The 22,986-nt window shown below is 34.9% G+C and carries 22 protein-coding genes; all 22 read left to right on the top strand.

Features of this window, described 5'->3' with window-relative positions; translation table 11 throughout:
- The first annotated feature begins 7 nt into the window (after positions 1–7).
- The 22 genes from ACPPVU_RS20240 (at position 8) to ACPPVU_RS20135 (ending at position 22,793) form a co-directional block, all read left to right on the top strand.
- Positions 8–1,102, top strand: coding sequence for a lipopolysaccharide biosynthesis protein (locus ACPPVU_RS20240; RefSeq protein WP_426668545.1), 1,095 nt, complete (start codon positions 8–10; stop codon positions 1,100–1,102).
- A 111-nt stretch (positions 1,103–1,213) separates the two neighbouring features.
- Positions 1,214–2,230 carry a UDP-N-acetylglucosamine 4,6-dehydratase (inverting) gene (gene pseB / locus ACPPVU_RS20235; RefSeq protein WP_426668543.1) on the top strand — a complete coding sequence of 339 codons (1,017 nt, stop codon included), beginning with the start codon at positions 1,214–1,216 and terminating at the stop codon, positions 2,228–2,230.
- Entirely contained in the window at positions 2,230–3,420 is a 1,191-nt protein-coding gene (pseC, locus tag ACPPVU_RS20230; protein ID WP_426668541.1) for a UDP-4-amino-4,6-dideoxy-N-acetyl-beta-L-altrosamine transaminase, read from the top strand. The genes pseB and pseC overlap by 1 nt, the downstream gene beginning before the upstream one ends.
- The gene (locus tag ACPPVU_RS20225) at positions 3,417–3,962 is read left to right on the top strand and encodes a GNAT family N-acetyltransferase (protein WP_426668540.1); all 546 of its coding nucleotides are present in this window, start codon (positions 3,417–3,419) and stop codon (positions 3,960–3,962) included. Before pseC ends, ACPPVU_RS20225 begins: the two co-directional genes overlap by 4 nt.
- Positions 3,949–4,821, top strand: a complete 873-nt coding sequence (locus tag ACPPVU_RS20220) for an aldo/keto reductase (protein ID WP_426668539.1) — start codon at positions 3,949–3,951, stop codon at positions 4,819–4,821. The genes ACPPVU_RS20225 and ACPPVU_RS20220 overlap by 14 nt, the downstream gene beginning before the upstream one ends.
- Positions 4,818–5,570, top strand: coding sequence for a cytidylyltransferase domain-containing protein (locus tag ACPPVU_RS20215; RefSeq protein ID WP_426668537.1), 753 nt, complete (start codon positions 4,818–4,820; stop codon positions 5,568–5,570). Before ACPPVU_RS20220 ends, ACPPVU_RS20215 begins: the two co-directional genes overlap by 4 nt.
- A 5-nt stretch (positions 5,571–5,575) precedes the next feature.
- A complete protein-coding gene (locus ACPPVU_RS20210) occupies positions 5,576–6,883 on the top strand; it encodes an aminotransferase class III-fold pyridoxal phosphate-dependent enzyme (RefSeq protein WP_426668536.1) in 1,308 nt (435 codons plus the stop codon).
- A complete protein-coding gene (gene pseG / locus ACPPVU_RS20205) occupies positions 6,884–7,864 on the top strand; it encodes a UDP-2,4-diacetamido-2,4,6-trideoxy-beta-L-altropyranose hydrolase (RefSeq protein ID WP_426668535.1) in 981 nt (326 codons plus the stop codon).
- The gene (locus tag ACPPVU_RS20200) at positions 7,861–8,748 is read left to right on the top strand and encodes a methionyl-tRNA formyltransferase (protein WP_426668533.1); all 888 of its coding nucleotides are present in this window, start codon (positions 7,861–7,863) and stop codon (positions 8,746–8,748) included. The genes pseG and ACPPVU_RS20200 overlap by 4 nt, the downstream gene beginning before the upstream one ends.
- On the top strand, positions 8,723–9,775 hold the full coding sequence (gene pseI, locus ACPPVU_RS20195; RefSeq protein ID WP_426668531.1) for a pseudaminic acid synthase: 1,053 nt from the start codon (positions 8,723–8,725) through the stop codon (positions 9,773–9,775). The genes ACPPVU_RS20200 and pseI overlap by 26 nt, the downstream gene beginning before the upstream one ends.
- 294 nt (positions 9,776–10,069) lie before the next feature.
- Positions 10,070–11,617: a hypothetical protein gene (locus ACPPVU_RS20190; protein ID WP_426668530.1), complete on the top strand. Its 1,548-nt coding sequence runs from the start codon at positions 10,070–10,072 to the stop codon at positions 11,615–11,617.
- Between the two features lie 125 nt (positions 11,618–11,742).
- On the top strand, positions 11,743–13,542 hold the full coding sequence (locus ACPPVU_RS20185) for a hypothetical protein (protein WP_426668529.1): 1,800 nt from the start codon (positions 11,743–11,745) through the stop codon (positions 13,540–13,542).
- A 42-nt stretch (positions 13,543–13,584) separates the two neighbouring features.
- The gene (locus tag ACPPVU_RS20180; protein WP_426668527.1) at positions 13,585–14,382 is read left to right on the top strand and encodes a class I SAM-dependent methyltransferase; all 798 of its coding nucleotides are present in this window, start codon (positions 13,585–13,587) and stop codon (positions 14,380–14,382) included.
- A gap of 393 nt (positions 14,383–14,775) precedes the next feature.
- The gene (locus ACPPVU_RS20175; protein ID WP_426668526.1) at positions 14,776–15,177 is read left to right on the top strand and encodes a DapH/DapD/GlmU-related protein; all 402 of its coding nucleotides are present in this window, start codon (positions 14,776–14,778) and stop codon (positions 15,175–15,177) included.
- Positions 15,161–15,733, top strand: coding sequence for an acyltransferase (locus tag ACPPVU_RS20170; RefSeq protein ID WP_426668525.1), 573 nt, complete (start codon positions 15,161–15,163; stop codon positions 15,731–15,733). The genes ACPPVU_RS20175 and ACPPVU_RS20170 overlap by 17 nt, the downstream gene beginning before the upstream one ends.
- 6 nt (positions 15,734–15,739) lie before the next feature.
- On the top strand, positions 15,740–16,873 hold the full coding sequence (locus tag ACPPVU_RS20165) for an NAD-dependent epimerase/dehydratase family protein (RefSeq protein ID WP_426668524.1): 1,134 nt from the start codon (positions 15,740–15,742) through the stop codon (positions 16,871–16,873).
- A complete protein-coding gene (locus ACPPVU_RS20160) occupies positions 16,870–17,835 on the top strand; it encodes a glycosyltransferase (protein WP_426668523.1) in 966 nt (321 codons plus the stop codon). Before ACPPVU_RS20165 ends, ACPPVU_RS20160 begins: the two co-directional genes overlap by 4 nt.
- Positions 17,836–17,932: 97 nt before the next feature.
- The gene (locus ACPPVU_RS20155; protein WP_426668521.1) at positions 17,933–18,820 is read left to right on the top strand and encodes a glycosyltransferase family 2 protein; all 888 of its coding nucleotides are present in this window, start codon (positions 17,933–17,935) and stop codon (positions 18,818–18,820) included.
- Between the two features lie 82 nt (positions 18,821–18,902).
- Entirely contained in the window at positions 18,903–20,081 is a 1,179-nt protein-coding gene (locus ACPPVU_RS20150) for a hypothetical protein (protein WP_426668519.1), read from the top strand.
- Positions 20,082–20,162: 81 nt separating this feature from the next.
- Complete coding sequence (locus ACPPVU_RS20145; protein ID WP_426668518.1) at positions 20,163–21,011, top strand: glycosyltransferase family A protein; 849 nt, start codon at positions 20,163–20,165, stop codon at positions 21,009–21,011.
- Between the two features lie 55 nt (positions 21,012–21,066).
- The gene (locus ACPPVU_RS20140; protein ID WP_426668516.1) at positions 21,067–21,888 is read left to right on the top strand and encodes a glycosyltransferase; all 822 of its coding nucleotides are present in this window, start codon (positions 21,067–21,069) and stop codon (positions 21,886–21,888) included.
- Positions 21,885–22,793, top strand: coding sequence for an NAD-dependent epimerase/dehydratase family protein (locus ACPPVU_RS20135; RefSeq protein ID WP_426668515.1), 909 nt, complete (start codon positions 21,885–21,887; stop codon positions 22,791–22,793). The genes ACPPVU_RS20140 and ACPPVU_RS20135 overlap by 4 nt, the downstream gene beginning before the upstream one ends.
- The last annotated feature ends 193 nt before the right edge of the window (positions 22,794–22,986 follow it).

Raw genomic sequence — 22,986 nt, 5'->3', positions numbered from 1 at the left:
GCTATTAATGACCCAGATCAATAACGAAAAAGGTACTGCCACGGACGAAATATCACTAAGGGAAGTTATTCTTAAAATTAGTGAATGGAGGAAGTATTTGCGGTCAAAATGGAAGATCATTTTAATTGCCTGTTTGGTGGGGGGAATTTTAGGGCTAGGTTATTCTTATAGAAAGAAAACGATATATAACGCTAATTTGACTTTTGCTTTGCAGGATGATAATACCACATCCAGGGGACTAGGAGCTGCTGCTGGCTTAGCCAGTCAATTCGGGCTTGATTTGGGCGGAAACAACGGTGGTGGAGCTTTTAATGGCGATAATCTTTTGGAGCTGTTAAAATCACGCTCGATGATTGAAAATACCCTATTGACTCCTGTAAGTATTAATGGAAAAACACAAACTCTCGCCGAATTGTATATCGATTTTAACCATTTACGAGACGATTGGACGAATGCACCTTTAAAAGATGTCAAATATTTACCAAACGTTGATCGCTCTAAATTTACCTTAAGTCAGGATAGCGTTTTGGGTAGTTTCTATAGTGCTATATTAAAACAGAATCTAAAGGTTGAAAAAGCGGATAAGAAACTAAGCATAATCGCTATTGATGTAAGTTCTAAAAACGAATTATTTTCTAAATACTTTACGGAAGTACTTGCAAAAACTGTGTCTGATTTTTATATAGCGACAAAGATTAAAAGATCAGCCCAAAATGTTAATGTACTTCAGCACCAAACGGATTCGGTTCGCAGTGAGTTAAACTCGGCTATTCATGGTGTAGCATCTTCGTCTGATGCAAATCCGAATATAAATCCTGCATTACAGATATTAAGGGTTAATTCTCAAAAGCGTCAGATTGACGTTGAAGCTAATACAGCGATTTTAACTGAGTTGGTTAAGAATTTAGAACTTTCAAAAGTTTCCTTAAGAAAAGAGACTCCGTTAATACAGGTAATTGATACCCCGATTTTGCCATTAGAAAAAGTAAAAGTGGGCAAGTTAAAAGGTATTGTATTTGGAGGATTTATAGCTATGTTTTTGACCGTCATCGTGCTCACGGCTCGCAGAGTTTTGAATAAAATTATGTCACCCGATGATTAAGAGAAAATAAGGCGTTTACTGACAATACCAGATTGGGATGCTGGCATCGAATGACCCGCGGAAAACAATCTTTTAATAAAAATACTTCCAGATATTAGAGAGAACAATGCAATGATAGATATTACTAATAAAAGTATATTAATAACCGGCGGAACCGGATCCCTAGGGAAGGCCCTTACAAAAAGAATCTTAGCGGAATGTCCCGATCTTAGAAGGCTGATTATTTTTTCCAGAGATGAACAAAAGCAATATCAGATGGCTCAGGAATATCCAGTAAATGAATATCCTCAACTACGTTTTTTTATTGGCGATGTGAGAGACAAAGAAAGATTGATCAGAGCATTTAGGGGCGTTGATTATATAATACATGCAGCCGCAATGAAACACGTTCCCATCGCCGAGTATAATCCAGATGAATGTATTAAAACGAACGTGATTGGCGCGCAAAACGTCATTAATGCATGCCTGGAAACCAATGTGCAGAAGGTGGTTGCTTTATCAACGGATAAAGCATGCGCACCAATTAATTTATATGGCGCCACTAAATTAACGTCCGACAAACTTTTCATCGCAGCAAACAATATTAAAGGGGATAACCCTATTATATTTTCGGTAGTTAGGTATGGAAATGTCATGGGATCAAATGGTTCAGTAATTCCCTTTTTTCTTAAGAAGAGAGGCGAAGGAAAGCTACCGATCACCGATCCGAATATGACGCGCTTTAACATCTCGTTAGACGGCGGTGTCGACATGGTTTTGCATGCATTGGATAATGCCTGGGGCGGAGAAATCTTTGTCCCTAAAATTCCTTCATACAAAATTACTGATGTAGCGTCTGCCATTGGGCCAAATTGTGAGCAGGTAGTAGTCGGAATTAGGCCAGGGGAAAAAGTTCATGAAGAAATGATCACGCCATCAGATTCATTTTACACTTATGATCTGGGTAAGTATTATACTATTTTACCGGCAACGCATAAATGGAATATTGAAGAATTTAAGCACAAATTTAATGCTAAGTTAGTACCTCGGGGATTTGCTTATAACTCAGGCGAAAATACAGAATGGGAAACGATTGATACCTTGAAAAAATTAATTAGAGAACACGTTGACTCAACTTTTGAAAACTAATGGAAAATGACGTTATTCCTTATGGTCGTCAAAATATCACAGAAGAAGACATCAAAGCTGTTATAGAAACTTTGAAATCTGACTATTTAACACAAGGGCCTAAGATAGCAGAGTTTGAACAGGCATTTGCGCGTTATTTAGGTGTTAAGTATGCAGTTGCCGTAGCAAATGGAACAGCAGCGCTTCATTTATGTACTTTGTCACTTGATGTTAAAAAGGGCGACAAAGTTATTACAACGCCAATAACTTTTGTTGCATCAGCAAATTGTGTTAGGTATTGCGGCGGAGAGGTGGTTTTTGCAGATATCGACCCGGAAACCTATTTATTGGATATAGATGCTGTCGAAGCCCTGTTGAAAGCAGCGCCAAAAGGAACTTATAAGGGTATAATTCCGGTGGACTTTGCTGGCCGGGCGATAGATTTGGAAGCGTATAGAGCCCTTGCAAATCAATATGGGCTATGGATCATTGAAGATGCTTGCCATGCGCCAGGGGGATATTTTCTCGATAGCAAGGCTCAAAAACAATTTTGCGGGAATGGCAAATTTGCTGACCTTTCAATTTTTTCTTTTCATCCAGTAAAACATATAGCCTGTGGCGAAGGTGGTATGGTCACTACTAATGATGAGAGATTGTATGAAAAACTTTTACAGTTACGTACACATGGTATTATTAAATCGGAAGATTCCTACAGCAATAGCATTGAGTTTGCTGGTGGTGAACGTAGCTACCCTCTTTGGTATATGGAGATGCAATTTTTGGGTTATAACTATCGCCTGACTGATTTTCAAGCTGCTTTAGGCATAAGCCAATTAAAACGGGCGGATGAAGGTTTAAAAAAAAGAAGGCAAATTGCTGAAATTTATTATAATGCTTTTCGGGACAACCCTTTTATAAAAAGGCAATCCGGGATCATCGCCGGTCATGCATACCACCTTTATATACTGGAGGTTGAAAATAGACTAGGTCTATATAATTATTTGAGAGAAAATAAAATATTCGCCCAAATACACTATATCCCCTGTCATTTGATGCCATATTACCGGGAGTTAGGCTGGCAGGAGGGCGATAGGCCAAGATCAGAGGAGTATTATAAATATTGTATTAGTCTGCCTGTATACCCAACCTTGAATGATGATGAACAAAATTTTGTTATCAATTGTATAAATGATTTTTACGTAAAACAATGAAAGTTCCAGTTATAGAGTCTGAGCGCCTTTATTTTGTGCCTGTTTCATTAGCTCATTTATCCCAGCAGTACGTTAACTGGTTAAATGACAAAGATGTCTACAGGTATATGGAAACGCGTGGAAATTACTCTTTGGGAATGCTGAAGCTGTTTCTGGAAGAATGTGAACAAAGCAATAAGTTATTTTGGGCTATACATTTAAAATCAAATGAGCAACATATCGGGAATATCAAAATTGACCCTATAAATTTAATACATGGGAACGCCGAGTATAGCATTATGATGGGACGAAAAGAAGAGTGGGGAAACGGGTATGCCATAGAGGCATCGGCAAGAATATTAAAATATTGTTTTGATGAACTTAAACTAAGAAAAATTACGCTTGGAGTTATAAAGGAAAATACGGCAGCCGTCAAATTATATGATAAACTTGGATTTAAAATTGAAGGAACTTATCAAAAGCATGTTATCTATGACGGCAAGTATCATGATGTGTTGAGAATGGCGCTATTTAATTCAAATTTTGTTTATGGAGATCAGTAAATTAATACTGGGGACAGTTCAATTCGGAGTCCCCTATGGCATTAATAATCCGAACGGTAAGCCCTCTAAAGATAAAGTTAATGAAATCTTACGAGCTGCATATAAGGCTGGTGTAAGGTTACTGGATACCGCCGAAGTTTATGGTAATGCACATGAAATTATTGGCCATTTTCATCAAACATATCCAGATAATATTTTTGGTGTAATTACAAAAATGCCAACAAAGAGTATTCCCGAAAATATCGATGATAAACTTCAACAATATTTAGATGAATTGCATATAGATAGATTACACACCTTGATGTTTCATTCATTTGCGGGGTACGATAAAAATAAAGCTATCATACCAATTATTAAGAAGCTAAAGCAGCAGAATAAAGTAAAATACCTGGGAGTCTCGATATACAACAATGATGAATTCAAAAAAGTTATCAGGGATGAATCAATTGATGTGATTCAACTGCCATTCAACGTTTTAGACAATAGCAATTTCAGAGGAGAATTAATCGAGCAAGCAAAAGAACTGAATAAAATTATACATACGCGTTCTGTATTTCTTCAAGGTTTATTCTTTAAGGATATTTTTGATCAAAATCCAGTAGTGATGGCTTTATATGATCAATTAAAACAGATAAGAGATATCGCCGGCGAGTATAAAATATCAGTTGGGACATTGGCGTTAAGCTATTGTTTATCTCAACATAATATCGACAACGTATTAATTGGAGTGGATTCGATTGACCAGCTAACAAATAACTTAATCGCTCAAAATTATAAATTATGTGACGAAGCTATTAACAAGATAGACGAAATAAAGACACATAATGTGAGCTTTTTAAATCCTTCCTTATGGACATGAAGACCTTATTAATCACCCAGGCAAGAACGGGAAGTACCCGGCTACCAAATAAAGTGCTCAAAGTTATTGAAGGAAAGACGGTGCTTGAAATTCACATTGAACGGTTACAGAAATGTAAAAATGTATCGCAAATACTTGTAGCTACAACCGTGGACGAAGCTGATGACATTATCTACAAAATGTGCTCATCCATGGGGGTAAATGCCTTTAAGGGATCTATAGACGATGTATTGGATAGATTTTATCAGGCGGCAAAAAGTATTCGTCCTGAATGGGTAGTAAGGGTAACTTCTGACTGCCCATTAATTGACCCGTTGATAGTAGATGCGGTTATTGCATTGGCAATAGTTAATGACGCGGATTATTGTTCAAATACATTAATTGAACACTTTCCGGATGGCCAGGATGTTGAAGTATTTAAATTTTCAGCATTACAAAAAGCATGGCAACAAGCGGAATTGAAATCAGAAAGGGAGCATGTTACACCTTATATTCGAAAAAACACAAATTTTAACGGTGGTAAACTTTTTACGGCAGTTAATTTTCCTTGCTGGACTAATTTCTCCGATATCAGGATGACGATAGATGAGCCTGATGACTTCGAACTTATAAAAAGGCTTATAAATGATTTGGGGGTTAACGAAACATGGATTACTTATACCAATCATATCATAAGTAATACACTGTATACGATCAATAAGAATATAATTAGAAATGAAGGTTTTTTGAAATCTTTGAAAAATGACTAATAAATATGGGAACAGGACAAGATTTATATAAAAAAGCTAAGAAACTAATTCCTGGTGGAACGATGTTGCTTTCTAAAAGGCCTGAAATGTTTTTACCAGATTTTTGGCCTTCTTATTTCTCAAGAGCAAAGGGTTGCAGGGTATGGGATTTAGACGGTAGAGAATTAATAGACATGTGTATCATGGGTATAGGTACAAATACACTTGGTTATGGGAATGATGAGGTGGATGCTGCAGTCATGGAAACCGTAAAAAAAGGTAATATGAGTACTCTGAGCTGTCCTGAAGAGGTTTACCTCGCAGAAAGGCTGGTTGAAATTAATCCCTGGGCAGATATGGTCAGACTTGCACGAAGCGGGGGTGAGGCTAACTCAATTGCTATCCGCATCGCAAGGGCAGCTTCGGGCAAAGATAAAGTAGCTATATGCGGCTACCATGGATGGCATGACTGGTATCTATCTGCAAATCATAATGGAACCGATGATCTTTCAGGCCATTTGCTTCCGGGCTTGAACCCTAAAGGTGTCCCTAAAAACCTGAAAGATACTGTTTACCCTTTTCATTATAATAATTACGAAGAATTATTATCTATTGTTGAGAATAACGATATCGGCGTTATTAAGATGGAAGTAGTGCGCAATTTTGGCCCAGAAGATAACTTTTTGCAAAAAGTTCGCGATTTGGCTACTGATAAAAATATTGTGTTAATTTTTGACGAATGTACTTCTGGTTTTAGAGAGACTTTTGGTGGCATTTATAAAAAGTACGGAGTTGAGCCGGATATGGCTATGTTTGGTAAAACTATAGGCAATGGTTACGCACTAACCGCAGTTGTAGGGAAAAAATCAGTAATGGAAGCCGCTCAGACAACCTTCATAAGCAGCACTTTTTGGACCGAACGCATAGGGCCAACAGCCGCATTGGCCACTTTAAAAGTAATGGAGCGTGTTAAAAGTTGGGAAACCATTACCACGATAGGGAAAAAAATGCAATCTGGATGGCAAGAACTGGCCGATACTCACAATCTATCTATTTCATTGGCTGGAATACCGGCCCTAATTACGTATAGCTTTGATAGCGAAAATGCCTTGGCTTATAAAACATTGATCGCCCAGGAGATGTTAAAAAAAGGGTTTTTAGCGAGTACCAATTTTTACGCGTGTACGGAGCATACTGATAAGGAATTTGAATTATATTTCAATGCTTTGGACGAAGTTTTCAAGTCAATTTCGAAGTGTGAACGCGGCAGCGACAATATCAATGATTTATTACAGGGGCCAATCTGTCATTCCGGGTTTAAACGACTGAATTAATTGAAAAAAAATAAAATATTAATCAGGGTTGATGGCAGTACAAAAATAGGCCTGGGTCATCTGGTACGTTGCATTGCTTTGGCGCAGATGCTTAAGAGCGATTTTGACATATCATTTGTTTGTATAGAGATCCCTTCAAGTAGTCAAAGGGAAATTAAGGGCCTTGAGTTCAATTTAATTATTATCAATAAAGAAGAAGAATTTTTATTATTCGTAAACAATGAGGTGATAGTGGTATTAGATCACTATGGGGCTGATTCAAATTACCAGAAAAATATTAAAAATAAGGGATGTAAATTGGTATGTATTGATGATTTGCATGATAAAGTCTTTTTTGCCGATTTAATTATCAATCATGCCCCGAATGTTGTCCCATCCGATTATATGGCTCAAGTGGATACACAGTTTGCTTTAGGTCTGGATTACGTATTGCTGCGCCCTGCCTTTTTAAAAAAGGCAAAAGAAACTATAACTTATAAATCAATAAATACTGCTTTTATATGCTTTGGTGGCGCCGATGTTAGAAATATTACCCAAACTACTGTTGATATACTTAAGAACGATGCTAGGTTTAAGAAAATAATTATAGTTACTGGAGCGGTATACAATTATCTAAGCCAACTGGAACAGTCAATTAGTAATGATAAACGATTTTTTTCATACAATTCGATTGATTCTAACACAATGACCAATTTAATTGAAGAAGCACAACTAGCTATTGTACCTGCCAGCGGTATTTTACAAGAAGTATTAGCCATTGGATGCAAAGTTGTTTCGGGTATGTATGTAGAAAACCAAAAAAATATTTTCGAAAACTATAGGGCGTTAGAGGCTTTTCAAAGTGCAGAAAATTTCTCCGATACTGACCTTATTCGAGCTATTGATGCATCATTTAAAGATAAAAGTACTTTTGTAAATAAATTTATTGATGGCAGATCAGGTGAAAGATTATTAAGGCAATTTATAGAACTTGGAAAATGAAATTATCTTTACTAATGTCAGGCAATCTTGGATTTGAAAGTTTAAAAACCCTGTATAAAACAAACCACATTACTTTTATTGCAACTGATTCTAAATCTGATGCGATAATTACGTTTGCTCGCGACAATCACATTCCCCTGTTTACAGGCAATCCGAGAAAAGGAAGATTATATGAGTTTGCAAGTAAATTCGAAAATGAGATTCTTTTTTCGATTAATTATCTTTATTTATTGGAAAAGGATGTTATTGATTTATTTCGTTATCCAATAAATTTCCATGGCAGCTTATTGCCCAAATATAGAGGACGTACGCCACACGTTTGGGCGATAATTAATAATGAAAAGAAATGCGGCATTACTGCTCATTTTATTGATACTGGATGTGATACAGGCGATATGGTTTTGCAAGAGACGATTGAGATTTCAGATGAAGATACAGGGAATGATATTTTGTCAAAATATATGAATAGCTATTCATATATTATTAACAAGGTGCTAATTTTAATAGAAAATAACAATGTTTGCAGAATTAGACAAAATGATCAACTTGCAACTTATTTTGGAAAAAGAACAGCTGATGATGGAGAAATTGATTGGAATTGGCAGAAGGAAAGGATCAGGAATTGGGTAAGAGCACAAGCTTATCCCTATCCCGGAGCATTTACGTTCATTGACAAGCAAAAAATTGTTATTGACAAACTAGAATACTCTGAATTAGGTTATAATAATGATATTCCCAATGGTTCAATAATTCAAGTTAATCCGTTTATTGTGATCAAAACTTCTAATGGTGCAGTTAAATTGACGCAGATCAGAAATTATGAAAAAGAATTATTTTTAAAAGGTAAAGTATTAGGAAATGAAAATAGGCAATTACAACATTAGTGAGAAAAGTCCTGTACTTATTATTGCTGAATTATCAGCAAATCATAATGGTAGTTTAAAAAATGCTTTGGAAACCATTAAAGCAGCAAAGCGCGCAGGTGCTGACTGTATAAAATTGCAAACATATACAGCCGATACAATAACAATTGATTCAAAAAAAGATGATTTTAAACTAAAACAGGGGACTATTTGGGATAATAAATATTTTTATGAATTATATCAGGAAGCATATACTCCGTGGGAGTGGCACAAACAACTGTTTGAAACCGCTAGTGCTGAAGGTTTGATTTGTTTTTCTTCTCCATTCGATTTTTCAGCAGTTGATTTGTTAGAAGAATTAAATACACCCGCCTATAAAATAGCATCTTTTGAGATTACGGATATTCCCCTTATAGAATATGTAGCGTCAAAAGGAAAACCGGTAATTATATCAACGGGAATTGCCGAACTTGAGGATATTGAGTTGGCACTTGATGCGTGTAATAGGATTGGCAATCATGATATTGCTTTATTAAAATGTACGTCAAGTTATCCAGCGCCGATAGAGGAGGCGAATCTGCTGATGATAAAAGACATGGCCAAACGATTTAACGTGGTGACAGGTCTTTCAGACCACACTATGGGTAGTACAGCTCCTATTGTAGCGACGATTCTCGGTGCTAAAATAATTGAAAAACATTTTATACTTGACCGTTCAATAGGCGGCCCGGACGCTTCATTCTCAATGAATGAGCTTGAATTTACAGAGATGGTAAAGGCTATTAGAGATGCTGAAAAGGCAATTGGTAAAGTAGATTACGCATTGACCGAAAAGCAGAAAAAGGGGAGAGAATTTTGTCGTTCCTTATATGTAGTTGAAAATATGGAAGAAGGAGAAAGAATTACAAAGGAGAATGTAAAATCTATAAGACCAGGTTACGGGTTACATCCCAAATACTATAATGATATTTTAGGAAAACAGATCAAAAGATCTTTGGAAAAAGGAGAAAGGTTTCAATTAAGCTTTGTTAAGGACGAAACTCAGTGATCTCATATGATCAGTAAAAAATAAGTTTTCATCTTAAGAAATATAAAAATTTATCATTTGCATTTAGGAAATCATAACTTTTATCATCCGATTTTTGGTCAAGTTAATTTTTATTAAAAGTATTCTTTGAGGCCAATTTCAATATTCACAGTGCCGCTGTTGAAAATTGATTAGGGCTACGGAATGTGTTTGCGAATTTTTATCTTTCAAAGCATACCGTAGATAATCCGGCAAAATCATTTAACTATACAAATTTTAAGATACTGCTTTTTTAAAAGCAATTACTTACCAAATATGATTAATATAATAAAGATATATTTTTGGCAGTTCGTTTCTATTTTATTCAATTTCGCTTCCATATTTGTGGTAACTCCATATTTAGCGTCTAATCCCAATTTATATGGCATTTATACTTTAGTTACAGCGGCTGCCATATTTTTAACTTATGGCGATTTTGGATTTTTAGGCGCCGGAATGAAATATGCTTCTGAATGTTATGCGCAAAAGGACTTAAAACAAGAAATTAGAATTATTGGGTTTACTGGTTTTATTTTTTTATCGTTTGTTTGCCTGTATGCAATATGTGTTTTCTTGATTTCCTTTAAACCTGAGCTTTTGATTAAGAATTTGATTAATACCCAACAAATTCAAATTGCTAAATGGCTTTTGATTATACTTTCTGTATCGTCTCCTGTGTTTATGTTTCAGAGGGTCTTACAAATTATATTTGCAGTAAGATTAAAAGATTATGTCTTTCAAAAAATATTAATTTGTGCAAACGCTATCAAAATTATATTTGCTATAATGCTTTTTGGACATGGAGGTTATCCAATAGTTTATTATTTTTTATTTTCTCAGGTATGTAGCTTACTAGCCGTATGTATTGGTTTTTGGGTTGTTAAAAGTAAACTTGGTTATGATCTCAGGCTTTTGCTAAAATCCTTACGGTTTAACAAAGAGTTATATAAAAGAACCAGCAGTTTAGCATTTGTTTCAATTTTCTTAACTATCAGCTGGATAATATACTATGAGTTAGACCCTTTTGTGATATCTAAATTATTGGGTCCCCAATACATTGCAATTTATGCAGTGGGTTTTACCTTAATGGAATATTTTCGATCCGTTTTTGGAATAATATTCAGTCCATTTATCGCCAAATTCAATTACTATGTAGGACTAAAGGACTACGAGGGGTTAAAAAAATTCTTTATTACCGTCTTGATTGTTGCACTCCCATTAACTGTACTCCCCGTTCTAGCCATTTCTATAACTATCAAAACATTTATTTTAACCTGGGTGGGCGCTTCATATGCAGCGTCAGTCCCTATTGCACAAGTATTAGTTCTCAGTTATCTATTTAGTTTTATTATATCACCCTCCGGACTTCTTGTAATGGCGTATGAAAAGGCGAAGAACCTATATCTTATAAGCGCTTTGCTGCCATTTATTTATTGGATGGGGGTCTTTTTTACATTCCGATTTATCGGGTTACAATCATTAGCTGATTTTAAATTTTTTTCTTTCCTGGTGGTGGCAAGCACATATGTTGTCATAATTGTGAAATTATTGGACTTAGAATTTTGGTCTTTCCTATGGAAAATTTTATTGCCGGCTTTATTGCCGGTATGTTTTTTGGTGGCAGTGTTATATTTAACCAAAGGGGTTTTACCGGAGGAAAAGAGCAAAATCAACCTATTTATTTATTTTGTTTACAATGGGGCAGTAATAAGTGGAGGGCTAATAATTTACTATTTCTCTTCTATTACTTTCAGAAAGAGCATTAATTTGTTGATATCGCCAATTTCTTCAAAAATAAATAGCATTAAGTCAACAAAAGATTAACTCTATACTTTTGCTACCTTTAAAAATAGAGTTAATAGTATACGGGATAGCTTGAATTCATTTAAAATGCCTTTCTGTTTGAATCCAAGGCTGAATTATTAGAAAACAGTACTAAATAAAGATTAATGATTGCTTTAAATAATAATAAATTAGTTAACAAAAAATTTTCAAACGTTTTTATAGTAGAGAACAGAAATTTATGGCAACAAGATATTTTTAAATGCAATAAAAATACTGACTTGGTTTTGTGTTTGGATTTTGCCCTTAAAACTGAGTTGCAAATTGCCGGCTACCAGGTCGAATTTTTAGATCATCTTGTAAGCAATGAAGTGCTTGAAGGTCTAAATTTTGAAATGTATGAATTTTTGGATAACTGGTTTAAAGATGAAAAGGGTAAAGATTTATTAAATTATAAGGGATTCAATTTAGGAGATTCCCATTTGCTCTTTATACTTAATGAGGTCGATTATTTTTGCCATTTTTTCTTTAATATCATTGCTTTAAAATTTATAAGTTATGAAAAGTTATTTGTTTCTGTTGAAGAGCCGCATATAATAAGTTGCCTGGACAAATTTGAGTTACCTTATTCATTAATCAGTCCTACTCGGGTTAAAAAAGATTCTGTTTATCTGTTTCCTATTTTAAAATGGATTTCGGAAAAAACTCAAAGGACTACCTGGTCATTTACTTTCAAAAATAGTATTGCTAATTGTTTTGACCTTGTTTTTAGAATAACCGATCGATTTTTAAACAGAGGTAAGAAATATATTTACATTCATAAATATCATCCTACCATGCAAATAGTGAAGCAATTGCAAACTATTAAGGGCATACAATTAGTATTTAATAATTATTCTGGTTTAAAAGATATTTGGAATGAACGGAGGGTTCATTATAAACATAAAAAGGATAATTTTAAGATTGCTGATTCCCTGCGACGGGATTTTATTAAAACCAGGTGTTTTAAATGGTACTATGACAATTATCCGTTAAGTGAATATTTGTATGAAATAATAGACAAAATACTTGAACAAAAGCTCAAATTAACCATCGATGCTGCTGATAGTATCAATGACTTCTTTAAAAGATACCAAATCGACTTAATGATCCCGGTTACTAATTTATGGGTAGAAAATAGGCTGATGATGGATTATTGCCAAAGAAAAAATATTCCAATTTTTATGATTCTAAATGGCATATTAATTAATTCATTTTTCAACGATGCTAAAGACAGTGATTATGTCAATTGCTACAGCGAGTCTATAAAAACAAATTATTTTAATAGTGCAGATTATGCAATTCCATTGGGTGATGCAAGGATGGACAAATATGTCAATTTAGTTAATAAAGAGATCAATTATGTTGACCCGGTATTAATAATTGGGGCAGCGGGATTTAGCCCGATAGATTTAAATTCATACTTAGCGTTTGAATTTGATTTTCTTTTTGACATATTAAATAATGTGCAAAAACTATCAAAGACAGGAAAAAATTCGAAAGTGATTTTAAAGGTTAGGGGTAACGGTTACGTTGATCTTTATAGCTCATTTATCAACGAATATTTTAATGACCTTAATGTAGAGATTACCCAGGCTCAAAATTTTTCTGAACTTATCGTAAAAGCAGATTTATATATCAGTTTTTTTTCTCAAACGATTTTCGAAGCCTCGTGTCTGGGTATTCCGGTAATATACTATAAAAAGGACACCCATTTTATGCATGAGCCCTTTAACAATAAAAGTGAACTAATGACTGCAACCAATGAAATTGAATTAATGCATTTATTTCAGTTGTTTTATGAAAAGTCTCCCGAATTTGAATTATTTAAATCCAAAGATGTTATGAAAAAATATATAGGATATTTGGATGGCAATAATACAAGCAGAAATGTTGAGTTTATAAGAAATCTGGTTAATTCAAATTAAGAAGTCGATGATTGAGCTAAATAATTCTAAAAAAATAAAAATATGATTGATAATTGGTTACCCAAACAGGTAATTACAAATGTAGAGCAATGGGATAACAGTTTAACTAAATTTTATCCTGATGCCAAACAATGGATGGATAATCCTAGAACCTATTTGACACGTCTTACTGTGGATTGTAATTACTTGAACGCAGTTAAACAATTAGACTGGGATAAGTATTTATTTGAAAATTCAACCGTTCTGGATATAGGATGTGGAGGGGGTTGGCTAACCGGATATTTATCAGCTAATAAAAAAATAAGTAAATTGATGGCGATTGATTCAAGTATAAATTATCTTGAAACTTTTTTACCTGTGGTCGTTGATCAGATGGGGGGTGATATTTCAAAGATACGGTCCGTGCAAGGATTTTTTTCCCCTGTATTATTAGAGTCAAATAGTGTAGATACTATAGTTATATCGTCAGCTTTGCACCATGCTGAGGGGATCTCGGGAGTTTTGCAGGAATATAAAAGAGTTTTAAAGCCAAATGGTTTTTTATTGATATTAAATGAAACACCTGCTGCACACCTTAAATATTTATTCAGTATATCTCGGGCATTTATAGGCATATTTTGTTCAAGTCTTTTCAAAAATTATAGAGAACATGTAAAAAAAATATCGGCCGGAGGATTTCTTTATGATCCGTATTTGGGAGATGTCGACTATCCTGAATGGTATTGGAAAAAGACAATTGAGAACGCCGGTTTTACGCTTGTTGATGTACATAATACTCAATTGGCAACAGTAGTAAACAGTAAGGGGCGTTCTTTAAAACATTTTATCTGTAGGAAATAAAATCCGAATTAATGTTTTGGTTACAAATACTGCAATTGATAAATTAAATAAAATCCGTATATAGATGATGTATAAGATTTTTTATCATATTATAATTAAAAATTGATGTTCGTGCTGAAGATATTTGCAATATTATTTGAGTCCCTGAAGTATTACTTTTCCAGAGTTATACAACTGGCAAAATATCAAAGTCGGTACCCTAATTGTAGATTTTATAAAGGGGCAGTTCTAATAAACAGCAAACTTGGCGACTATAATGTTTTATTTCAGAATACCCAAATTATTAACTCAACTATAGGGTCACACACCTATATTCAAAAACGTTCGACGGTTAATAATGCTAAAATCGGCAAGTTCTGTTCCGTAGCTTCAAATGTTAGCATAGGCCCCGGAATGCACAAGTTGGATGGCGCGAGTACACATCCTGCATTTTATTTAAGAAATACACCTTTGTTAAAAAAATATAGTAATCAAGACGAATTTACTACCGCAAAGCAAACACTTATCGGCCACGATGTATGGATTGGCGAAAATGCCATCGTTTTAGATGGCGTAAATATTGGCACAGGTGCCGTTGTAGCCGCGGGAGCTGTTGTTACAAAGGATGTTGCGCCATATACTATTGTGGGTGGCGTACCCGCAAAGATAATAAAAACCCGTTTCAGCGGCTCTGAGATTGATTGTATTTTGAACTCCAAGTGGTGGGATAAAAATGAGGAATGGTTAATAGAGAATTACAAGAGTTTTAATGATATCTCTGATTTTATAAAATTAGTAAATGGCAAACTATCTTAACCGGATCAGATTTATACTTTTTTACTTTTTAAACGCGAGATCGTTTAAATACCTGGCCTATAAAGCGGTGATTTATCCTTCTGTCAGGATAAATGGCAAAAAGTATATAAGTATTGCTGACCGCGCAGTGGTTCAAAGATGCGGTTGGCTATTTGCTTTAAAAATAGGGGACGTGAATCCGGTATTACATATCGGCAGAAATTGCGCAATTGGCGATTTTTCACATATAGTGGCGGTAGGCGAAGTCATTATTGAAGATAATGTACTGATTGCAAACAACGTATATATTTCGGATAATGTCCATGCTTTTGAGGATGTCAATAAGCCCATAATGAATCAAAAAGTGCGCTTTAAAAAAGCGGTAAAAATACAACAAGGTGCATGGCTAGGGGAAAACGTCTGTGTAATTGGTGCAAGCGTTGGTAAAAATTCGGTAATAGGAGCTAATTCGGTAGTAACTAAGGACATACCTGATTTTTGCATTGCAGTAGGTAGCCCTGCCAAAATTATCAAGGCATATCACTTTGAAACCCAAAAATGGGTTTCTATAGAATAATTAACAATGAAAAATATTTTAATTACGGGGGGCGCTGGATTTATTGGCACTAATGTTTCGAAGAAATTAATCGGACATGGTTATAATATTACCATACTTGACAACTTTAATCCCCAAATACATGGTACAAACAGGGAGATTATTGACGCCTTGAAAGATAAGGTGCAATTAATTATAGGAGACGTAAGTGATAAAGACACTTTTTACCGGGCGTTAAAGGGACAAAATGCGGTAATTCATTACGCCGCTGAAACCGGTACAGGTCAATCAATGTACGACATTTCCAGATATACGCAAGTAAATATCCAAGCCACAGCTATATTATGCGATTATTTAGTCAATGAAGATCACGATATCAGTACAATAATTGTAGCCTCTTCCAGATCTATATATGGCGAGGGGAAATATCACTCCTCAATTCATGGGAGTGTTTACCCTGGTGCCCGTACATATAATTCGGTAAAACAGAGCTTTGAAGTCGTTTGCCCCATAAGCGGCAAAAGTGATTTGACGGTTAAAGCTACCGATGAAAGTTCAAAGATACATCCTTCATCTTTTTATGGTATAACAAAGCAGGTTCAGGAACAAATGATCATCCTGGCGGCAAGGCTAAAAAATATTAATGGATTTGCATTAAGGTATCAAAACGTATATGGCCCGGGCCAGTCTTTAAAAAATCCTTACACTGGCATACTTTCGATATTTTCAAGGTTAGCCTTGCGTAATGAAAAAATAAATGTTTTTGAGGATGGCCTGGAAAGTCGCGATTTTGTTTATATAGAAGATGTCGTTAATGCTACAGTAAAATGCCTGGATCAAAACATTTCTGGGCAGCATATCTTAAACGTAGGAAGCGGCCTAGGGATTAGTGTTTTGGAGGTAGCTAATGAAATAGTCACCTATCTTAAAAGTAAATCGGAAATAGTCATCTCAGGGGTATTTCGTGAAGGCGATATACGTCATAATTTTGCTGATTTATCGTTAGTCAGTAAAATCTTGGATTATAAGCCTAAATGGACATTTAAAGAGGGCCTCTACGAATTTTTGGATTGGGTTTTATTGCAGAAAGATATTCCTGACAGCGTAGAAGATTATAAGCTATCATTGACGGAGCTGGAAGAAAAAGGGTTATTAAAATGAGAGATAAACTTTATCTTCCCCTGGTAAGTGTCGTATTTACAAGTTATAATCATCGGGAATATTTACAGCAGGCCTTGGATAGTTTAGTTGATCAAACGTATAAAAATATTGAAATCATTGTAGTAGACGATAACTCTACAGACGGAAGCAGGGAAATCCTCTTATCGTACAAAGATATTCCTAATATACAGTTGCATCTTTTGGATAAGAACACTGGTAGTTATGTAAAAGCGAGCAACTATGGTGCGGGGTTTGCCAAAGGTGATTATCTAATGTTTGCCCAATGTGACGACTTTGCGGTGCCCGAACAGATAGAAATGTTGATGAATGCATTTTTTAACAATACGACTGTAGGTGTTGTCTTTTCTAAAAGTAATATGGTAGACGAAAATGGCAATGTTTATTCAGACGACTATGTAGGACGTGAAAAAAGCTTTAGAGAACGGTGTATTAATAATACGATTATTCAAGGTAATCAAATGCGGGAATTTCTTTCGTTCGCTTGTGTTATACCGAACTTGAGTGCAGCGATAATAAAAAAAGAACTATTTGTTTCGCATGGCGGACTTTCAACTCAATACCTCGTTGCGGCTGATTGGGCATTCTGGCTAACGTTGTCAGAAAACACAGATTTTTATTATATCACTGTTCCATTAAACAACTTCAGGCAGCATTCCACTACTATAAGAAGTAAAATAAAATTGGCAACCCAAGTGGTAGAGGTTTATTCAATCTTTTATGAACATATAAGAAAATATCGTTTGGTTGGTGAAAATAAGAGAAGAATGCAAATTGGCGCCGCCTCGGTATGGTTTTGGTATTTTTTGGAGAATAAGTTGCCCTGGATACTAAGCTTTCCTTTACTTCTGAGAAAGACCTTTCGCTTTGAAAAATTTAATTTATACTATTTGATGGCAGGGTTCTTTAAACACTTAAATGAACATTCTGTTAAAGTTAAATAAGCATGAGTTTGAACTATACAATTATGATAATTTATTCTTTTTATGCTTAATAACAAAGATCACTTGAATCGAAATCAATTCAGAAGCTTGTCCGGCAATGTCATTAACAAATAAAACGTACAAATTTTCTATTATCATACCTACTTATAACCGCGCTGCTGACTTGGATCGGTGTCTAAATTCGCTGGCCGATCAGAGTTTTAATGATTTTGAAGTAATTGTATGTGACGATGGATCTATTGATCACACCAGTCAGATAGTGGACAGATATATAAACAAATTAAACCTCGTCTATATCCGGTCAGATAATTGGGGAGGTCCTGCCAGACCACGTAACATGGGTATCGCTGCCGCTAATACAGAATGGCTTTGTTTTTTAGACTCGGACGACTGGTATACCAATAACCGGTTAGAGTATTTATCAAAACTTGATTTAGATAATTATGACTTAATTTATCATGATTTAACAATTGTAAAAGACGGGATACCCGGCAAGGCGATAAAAAGTCGGCAACTTAAAAATAATGCATATCATGATTTATTGTTTAACCTCAATGCAATACCAACATCCTCGACATGCGTCCGCAAAAGTGCAATTGTCGAGGCGGGGGGCTTTAGTTTAAATAAAGAGATAGTCGGTTTAGAAGACTTTGATCTGTGGATGAAAATCGCCATGAAAGGCGTTAGAGCTAAGTATTTACCGGTTACTTTGGGATATTATGCTATCGGTAATGATAACATTACATTTAAAGACGAAAGACAAATCCAAAGGTTTAAAGCTTTGTATGCGATGTATTTGCAGACATTGAAAACATTTAATGAAAAAAGGAAAACCAGTGGTGCATTAGATTACCAGATAGCATATGTGTACACTCAGGGAAACCAAACCGGCAAAGCGTTGCCTTTTTTAATGCGTTCATTTCTAAAGGGAAGTATTTCCATAAAAATAAAATCAATTTACAAATTTTTTATATGCATCCTATAGAGGCAACTTGCATATCCAGCTGGATTAAATAACAATTTCTTGTGTAATAAACAGCCATGCGGTTAAAAAAATATTGACGTTAATGTTATCATTCAGCACTATAAGTGGTCAGCAGCTTTATCAACCTAGAATAATCATAGGCGTAACCTATGCTATGTTTTTTCTTCCGTACAGTGGTACCAGTATTCCTGCTTATATTATTGCTTTATTATTTTTAGTTGTAAATCTGGCACATCTCAGGTTTAAAGCCATTGATGCGGTTATTCTGTCTGTTATATTAGTTTGGTTTATACTAAAATGTCAACAATCATCACTAGCCTCAGCAGTTACCTTACTTAGATACTACTTCGGATTTTATATCTTTTACTTATTCTTCAATAATCTCAGTTTTAAATTGAATTTCGAAAAGTTATTATTCTGGATCAGCGTAGTGGTAATAATTGAAGCATTTTTAATTAATACAATATTACCGCCCAACCTGTTGCCAAATTATCCTAAAAATGAAATGGTTGAAGACGCCTTTAAGACCCAAATTCTAGGATTTTATCAACGTCCATACAGTATCGGGACCAATTCCAGCATCACAAGTACTATTTTAGTACTATTGCTCTTTTGTATAGAGGAATATAAACAAAAAAGCGGGCTTAAAATTCCCCGAAAATTGCTGGCTATTGCAACTTTTGCTGTTGTTATTTTGGGCTCCGGAGTAGGATATATTTTGTATCTGCTGTATTTAATTTATCGAATTAATCCGTTTAAAAATATACTTCGGACAATCATTTCAATTTCAGCTGTGTTAGTCGTTTATGTTCTTCTTTTTGTGGTTGATATTGGGGCAGCGGGTGGTCTTGACAAAATTTCAAATGTATACATGAGTTTTTTATTTGATTTTAAGGCAGCGCAAATAGACGATACGTTAACTGCTTTTAAAAGCGACGTAAGCTTTTGGCTAATTGGCCAAAAATTTGACGATCCTAAAGATTTAATTATTTGGAGCGATTTTGCATGGGAGAATCTGTTTTATTGCACTGGCTTAATTGGCTTTATTACAACCATAATAATTTTTGTAGTTAAAACTAATCGGTTTAATTTGATTCCGTTGATTATTTTTGCCCTTGGCGCCATACATTATGGTGCAATGTATTCGTTGCCTGGTCAATTACTGTTAGGATATTTATTTGCAAAATCGTACACAAATTTTGTAAAGGAATATGTCAAAAAAAATAGCAGAAAGAGTGCATTACGAGTAATTGAAGCATGAAAACGAATAGTGATTCGGGCTATATCTTATTCGGATCTATATATTTTTTTAAACAATTATTAAGTTTGAGTACTAAAATAAATGACTAAACTAATAAGCCTAATTATCCCAACCTACGGCAGGGATAACGAAGTAAAAGAACTGCTTTCATCATTGGAAAAACAAACTTGTGATAAAAATGATTTCGAGATAATAATTGTTGACCAAAACGATAAAATTAATTTAAGCCCAATTGTAACTTCATTTTCCGGCAGCTTAAATATTATTCACCATAAAAGCTCGGATAAAGGAATAGCAAAAGCAAAAAACAAAGGAATAAAGCTTGCCAAAGCGCCAATTATTACTTTTCCTGACGATGATTGTATGTATTATCCCGATACAATTGCCAACGCCTTAAATTATTTAAATGATCATCCTCAAATTGATATCCTTTATGGTCGTTTATATGACAGAAAGACGCAGAAGAATATAATGCGCAATTGGCCTCAAAGGAATAAAGAGGTCAATATTTTCAATTTTCATTATACCTATTCGGCTGTAACAGCATTTATAAGGCGAAATAATATTATGTTTGATATTAATTTTGGCGTAGGCTCATCTTATGGGATAGGTGAAGAACTGGATTATTTGTTGCAAACTTTTGAAAGAAAGCTAACAAGTTTTTACACTCCCTCTGTTGATATATGGCACCCGGAACTGAATCCAGCTATAATGAGTACCGAAAAGGTATATTATTATGCAAAAGGCTTTGGAGCTATTTGCAGAAAACATATCAGTTTTATTATGTTATATACCTTTTGCATGTCTAATGCATTTCAAATTTTGCAAATTGTAAAGTATATAATTGTGTTCAACAGGATGCTTGCATATAAACGGTGGCTGGGACTTAAAGGTAGAATTGTGGGCTTCATCAGCTTTAAAAAAATGTAGCGGGAATGCCAAAGAGATATAACAGCCTTTGCAGAAGAGACGAAAATTTTATAATATGATGTTCGACATAACCGGAGCAATAGTTCTCTATAATAATGACGAGAAAATATTATTTGAGGCGGTAAACAGTTTTCTAAACACGAGCCTGAATGTTAAGTTATACTTGGTTGATAATTCTCCGACGGATGAGCTAAAAAAATTTGGAATTGATCCCCGGATAGAATACTCACATCACCCATCGAATCCAGGTTTCGGATCTTCTCATAACTACGCCATTAAGAAAGTAATCAACCTTACAAAATTTCATTTGGTTTTAAACCCGGATATTTACTTTGATAACGGGGTAATTGAATCTTTGATTTATTATTTGGAAAGTAATGACGATATAGGAGTAATCATGCCCAAGGTATTGTATCCGGATGGCAGCAATCAATATCTTGCTAAACTCCTGCCTACGCCATATGATTTTGTCGTCAGGCGATTTTTGCCATTTAAAGCGCTGAAAGAAAAAATGTCGCATAGATTTGAATTGAGGGGATATGAATACAAAAAAATCATGGATGTTCCTTTTTTGTCCGGGTGCTTTTTGGTATTCAGAACCGATGTTTTAGAGACGGTAGGAGGCTTTGATGAGCATATATTCATGTATACTGAAGATATAGATATTTGCAGAAGAATTAATAAAGCAAATTTTAGGTCCGTATTTTACCCGGAAGTTCAGGTATATCATGATCATGAACCAAAGTCTTTTTTAAGTTTGAAAACGTTTAAAATATATTTGAAATCAGCTGTCTATTATTTCAATAAATGGGGGTGGTTTTTTGATTCAGAACGAAAGGAAATTAACGATAAGACATTATTACAAATAAAAAAATGACCATTGGAATAACAGGCGCATCTGGATTTCTAGGGACAAACTTAAAATCATACCTTTCAAAAGACAATTGTATGGTTATTGAGGAAATACCCCGTCAGGCCCTTAGGCCCGATTCCGCAATAGAACTTGTTGAGTTGGCTTCAATCGTTCATATGGCAGGAAAAGCACATGATCTGAAAAATGTCTCTGACCCTGCCGAATATTATCAGGTTAATTTCGAATTAACGAAAAGGCTGTATGATGCATTTCTGCTTTCGAGTGCACGAAAGTTTATTTTTATAAGCTCTGTAAAGGCCGTCGCAGATCACCCGGATGGGATTCTTACAGAGAAGCATCATCCGGTTCCGGAAACGCCCTATGGAAAGTCAAAACTTCTTGCAGAAGAGTATATTCAAAAGCAAAGACTGCCAGCTGGAAAATCCTATTTTATCTTGCGCCCATGCATGATACATGGCAGGGGAAACAAGGGTAATTTGAACCTGTTATTCAAATTCGTAAGAAAGAGGATACCATACCCCCTTGCCGGATTTGATAACAAAAGATCTTTTTTAAGCGTGGAAAATTTGTGCTTTGTTATCAAAGAGCTAATCACCAGAGAGGATATTGAATCGGGGGTCTATAATGTAGCTGACGACGCGACACTATCAACCAACCAGGTTATCAGCATCATTTCATCCACATTAAATATAAAAACTCCGCAATGGAAAATAGATCCAAAGATTATTGCATTTTTAGCCAAGATAGGTGATAGGCTGCAGCTCCCTTTGACAACGGAGCGATTAAGTAAACTTACTGAGGATTATCAGGTCAGCAATCAGAAAATTAAACAGGCTATAAAAAAAGAGCTGCCTCTGACGGCCGCACAGGGGATAGCAATTACTATACGATCTTTTGATAATTCTTAAAATCGATCATATTATATTTATTCAGCTAATTCCAATCTAAAAAAATCGTATGCTATTAAGCCCCAATATATAATTCGGGCCCAGAAGTAAATTATTTAATAAGTCAGGTAAATTTAATAGTTAAACCAGGACCGATCAATCTGTAATATCAAATTATCTGACGTAGGTAAATTCGTATTTTTGGTTCGGTATA

This window comes from Mucilaginibacter sp. McL0603, from assembly GCF_049992945.1.
Taxonomy (GTDB): Bacteria; Bacteroidota; Bacteroidia; order Sphingobacteriales; family Sphingobacteriaceae; genus Mucilaginibacter.
The sequence above is the reverse complement of the archived record's forward strand: the minus strand, read 5'-3'. Positions and strand labels throughout refer to the sequence as shown.

What these genes read in the sequence shown, in the direction of transcription:
- ACPPVU_RS20145 (WP_426668518.1), top strand. Translation starts at nt 20,163, where the DNA reads ATGACTAAACTAATAAGCCTAATTATCCCAACCTACGGCAGGGATAAC.
- ACPPVU_RS20165 (WP_426668524.1), top strand. Translation starts at nt 15,740, where the DNA reads ATGAAAAATATTTTAATTACGGGGGGCGCTGGATTTATTGGCACTAAT.
- ACPPVU_RS20185 (WP_426668529.1), top strand. Translation starts at nt 11,743, where the DNA reads ATGATTGCTTTAAATAATAATAAATTAGTTAACAAAAAATTTTCAAAC.
- ACPPVU_RS20210 (WP_426668536.1), top strand. Translation starts at nt 5,576, where the DNA reads ATGGGAACAGGACAAGATTTATATAAAAAAGCTAAGAAACTAATTCCT.
- ACPPVU_RS20220 (WP_426668539.1), top strand. Translation starts at nt 3,949, where the DNA reads ATGGAGATCAGTAAATTAATACTGGGGACAGTTCAATTCGGAGTCCCC.
- ACPPVU_RS20190 (WP_426668530.1), top strand. Translation starts at nt 10,070, where the DNA reads ATGATTAATATAATAAAGATATATTTTTGGCAGTTCGTTTCTATTTTA.
- pseB (WP_426668543.1), top strand. Translation starts at nt 1,214, where the DNA reads ATGATAGATATTACTAATAAAAGTATATTAATAACCGGCGGAACCGGA.
- ACPPVU_RS20175 (WP_426668526.1), top strand. Translation starts at nt 14,776, where the DNA reads ATGCACAAGTTGGATGGCGCGAGTACACATCCTGCATTTTATTTAAGA.
- ACPPVU_RS20140 (WP_426668516.1), top strand. Translation starts at nt 21,067, where the DNA reads ATGATGTTCGACATAACCGGAGCAATAGTTCTCTATAATAATGACGAG.
- pseC (WP_426668541.1), top strand. Translation starts at nt 2,230, where the DNA reads ATGGAAAATGACGTTATTCCTTATGGTCGTCAAAATATCACAGAAGAA.
- ACPPVU_RS20150 (WP_426668519.1), top strand. Translation starts at nt 18,903, where the DNA reads ATGTTATCATTCAGCACTATAAGTGGTCAGCAGCTTTATCAACCTAGA.
- ACPPVU_RS20170 (WP_426668525.1), top strand. Translation starts at nt 15,161, where the DNA reads ATGGCAAACTATCTTAACCGGATCAGATTTATACTTTTTTACTTTTTA.
- ACPPVU_RS20225 (WP_426668540.1), top strand. Translation starts at nt 3,417, where the DNA reads ATGAAAGTTCCAGTTATAGAGTCTGAGCGCCTTTATTTTGTGCCTGTT.
- ACPPVU_RS20215 (WP_426668537.1), top strand. Translation starts at nt 4,818, where the DNA reads ATGAAGACCTTATTAATCACCCAGGCAAGAACGGGAAGTACCCGGCTA.
- ACPPVU_RS20240 (WP_426668545.1), top strand. Translation starts at nt 8, where the DNA reads ATGACCCAGATCAATAACGAAAAAGGTACTGCCACGGACGAAATATCA.
- ACPPVU_RS20160 (WP_426668523.1), top strand. Translation starts at nt 16,870, where the DNA reads ATGAGAGATAAACTTTATCTTCCCCTGGTAAGTGTCGTATTTACAAGT.
- ACPPVU_RS20135 (WP_426668515.1), top strand. Translation starts at nt 21,885, where the DNA reads ATGACCATTGGAATAACAGGCGCATCTGGATTTCTAGGGACAAACTTA.
- ACPPVU_RS20180 (WP_426668527.1), top strand. Translation starts at nt 13,585, where the DNA reads ATGATTGATAATTGGTTACCCAAACAGGTAATTACAAATGTAGAGCAA.
- pseI (WP_426668531.1), top strand. Translation starts at nt 8,723, where the DNA reads ATGAAAATAGGCAATTACAACATTAGTGAGAAAAGTCCTGTACTTATT.
- ACPPVU_RS20155 (WP_426668521.1), top strand. Translation starts at nt 17,933, where the DNA reads ATGTCATTAACAAATAAAACGTACAAATTTTCTATTATCATACCTACT.
- ACPPVU_RS20200 (WP_426668533.1), top strand. Translation starts at nt 7,861, where the DNA reads ATGAAATTATCTTTACTAATGTCAGGCAATCTTGGATTTGAAAGTTTA.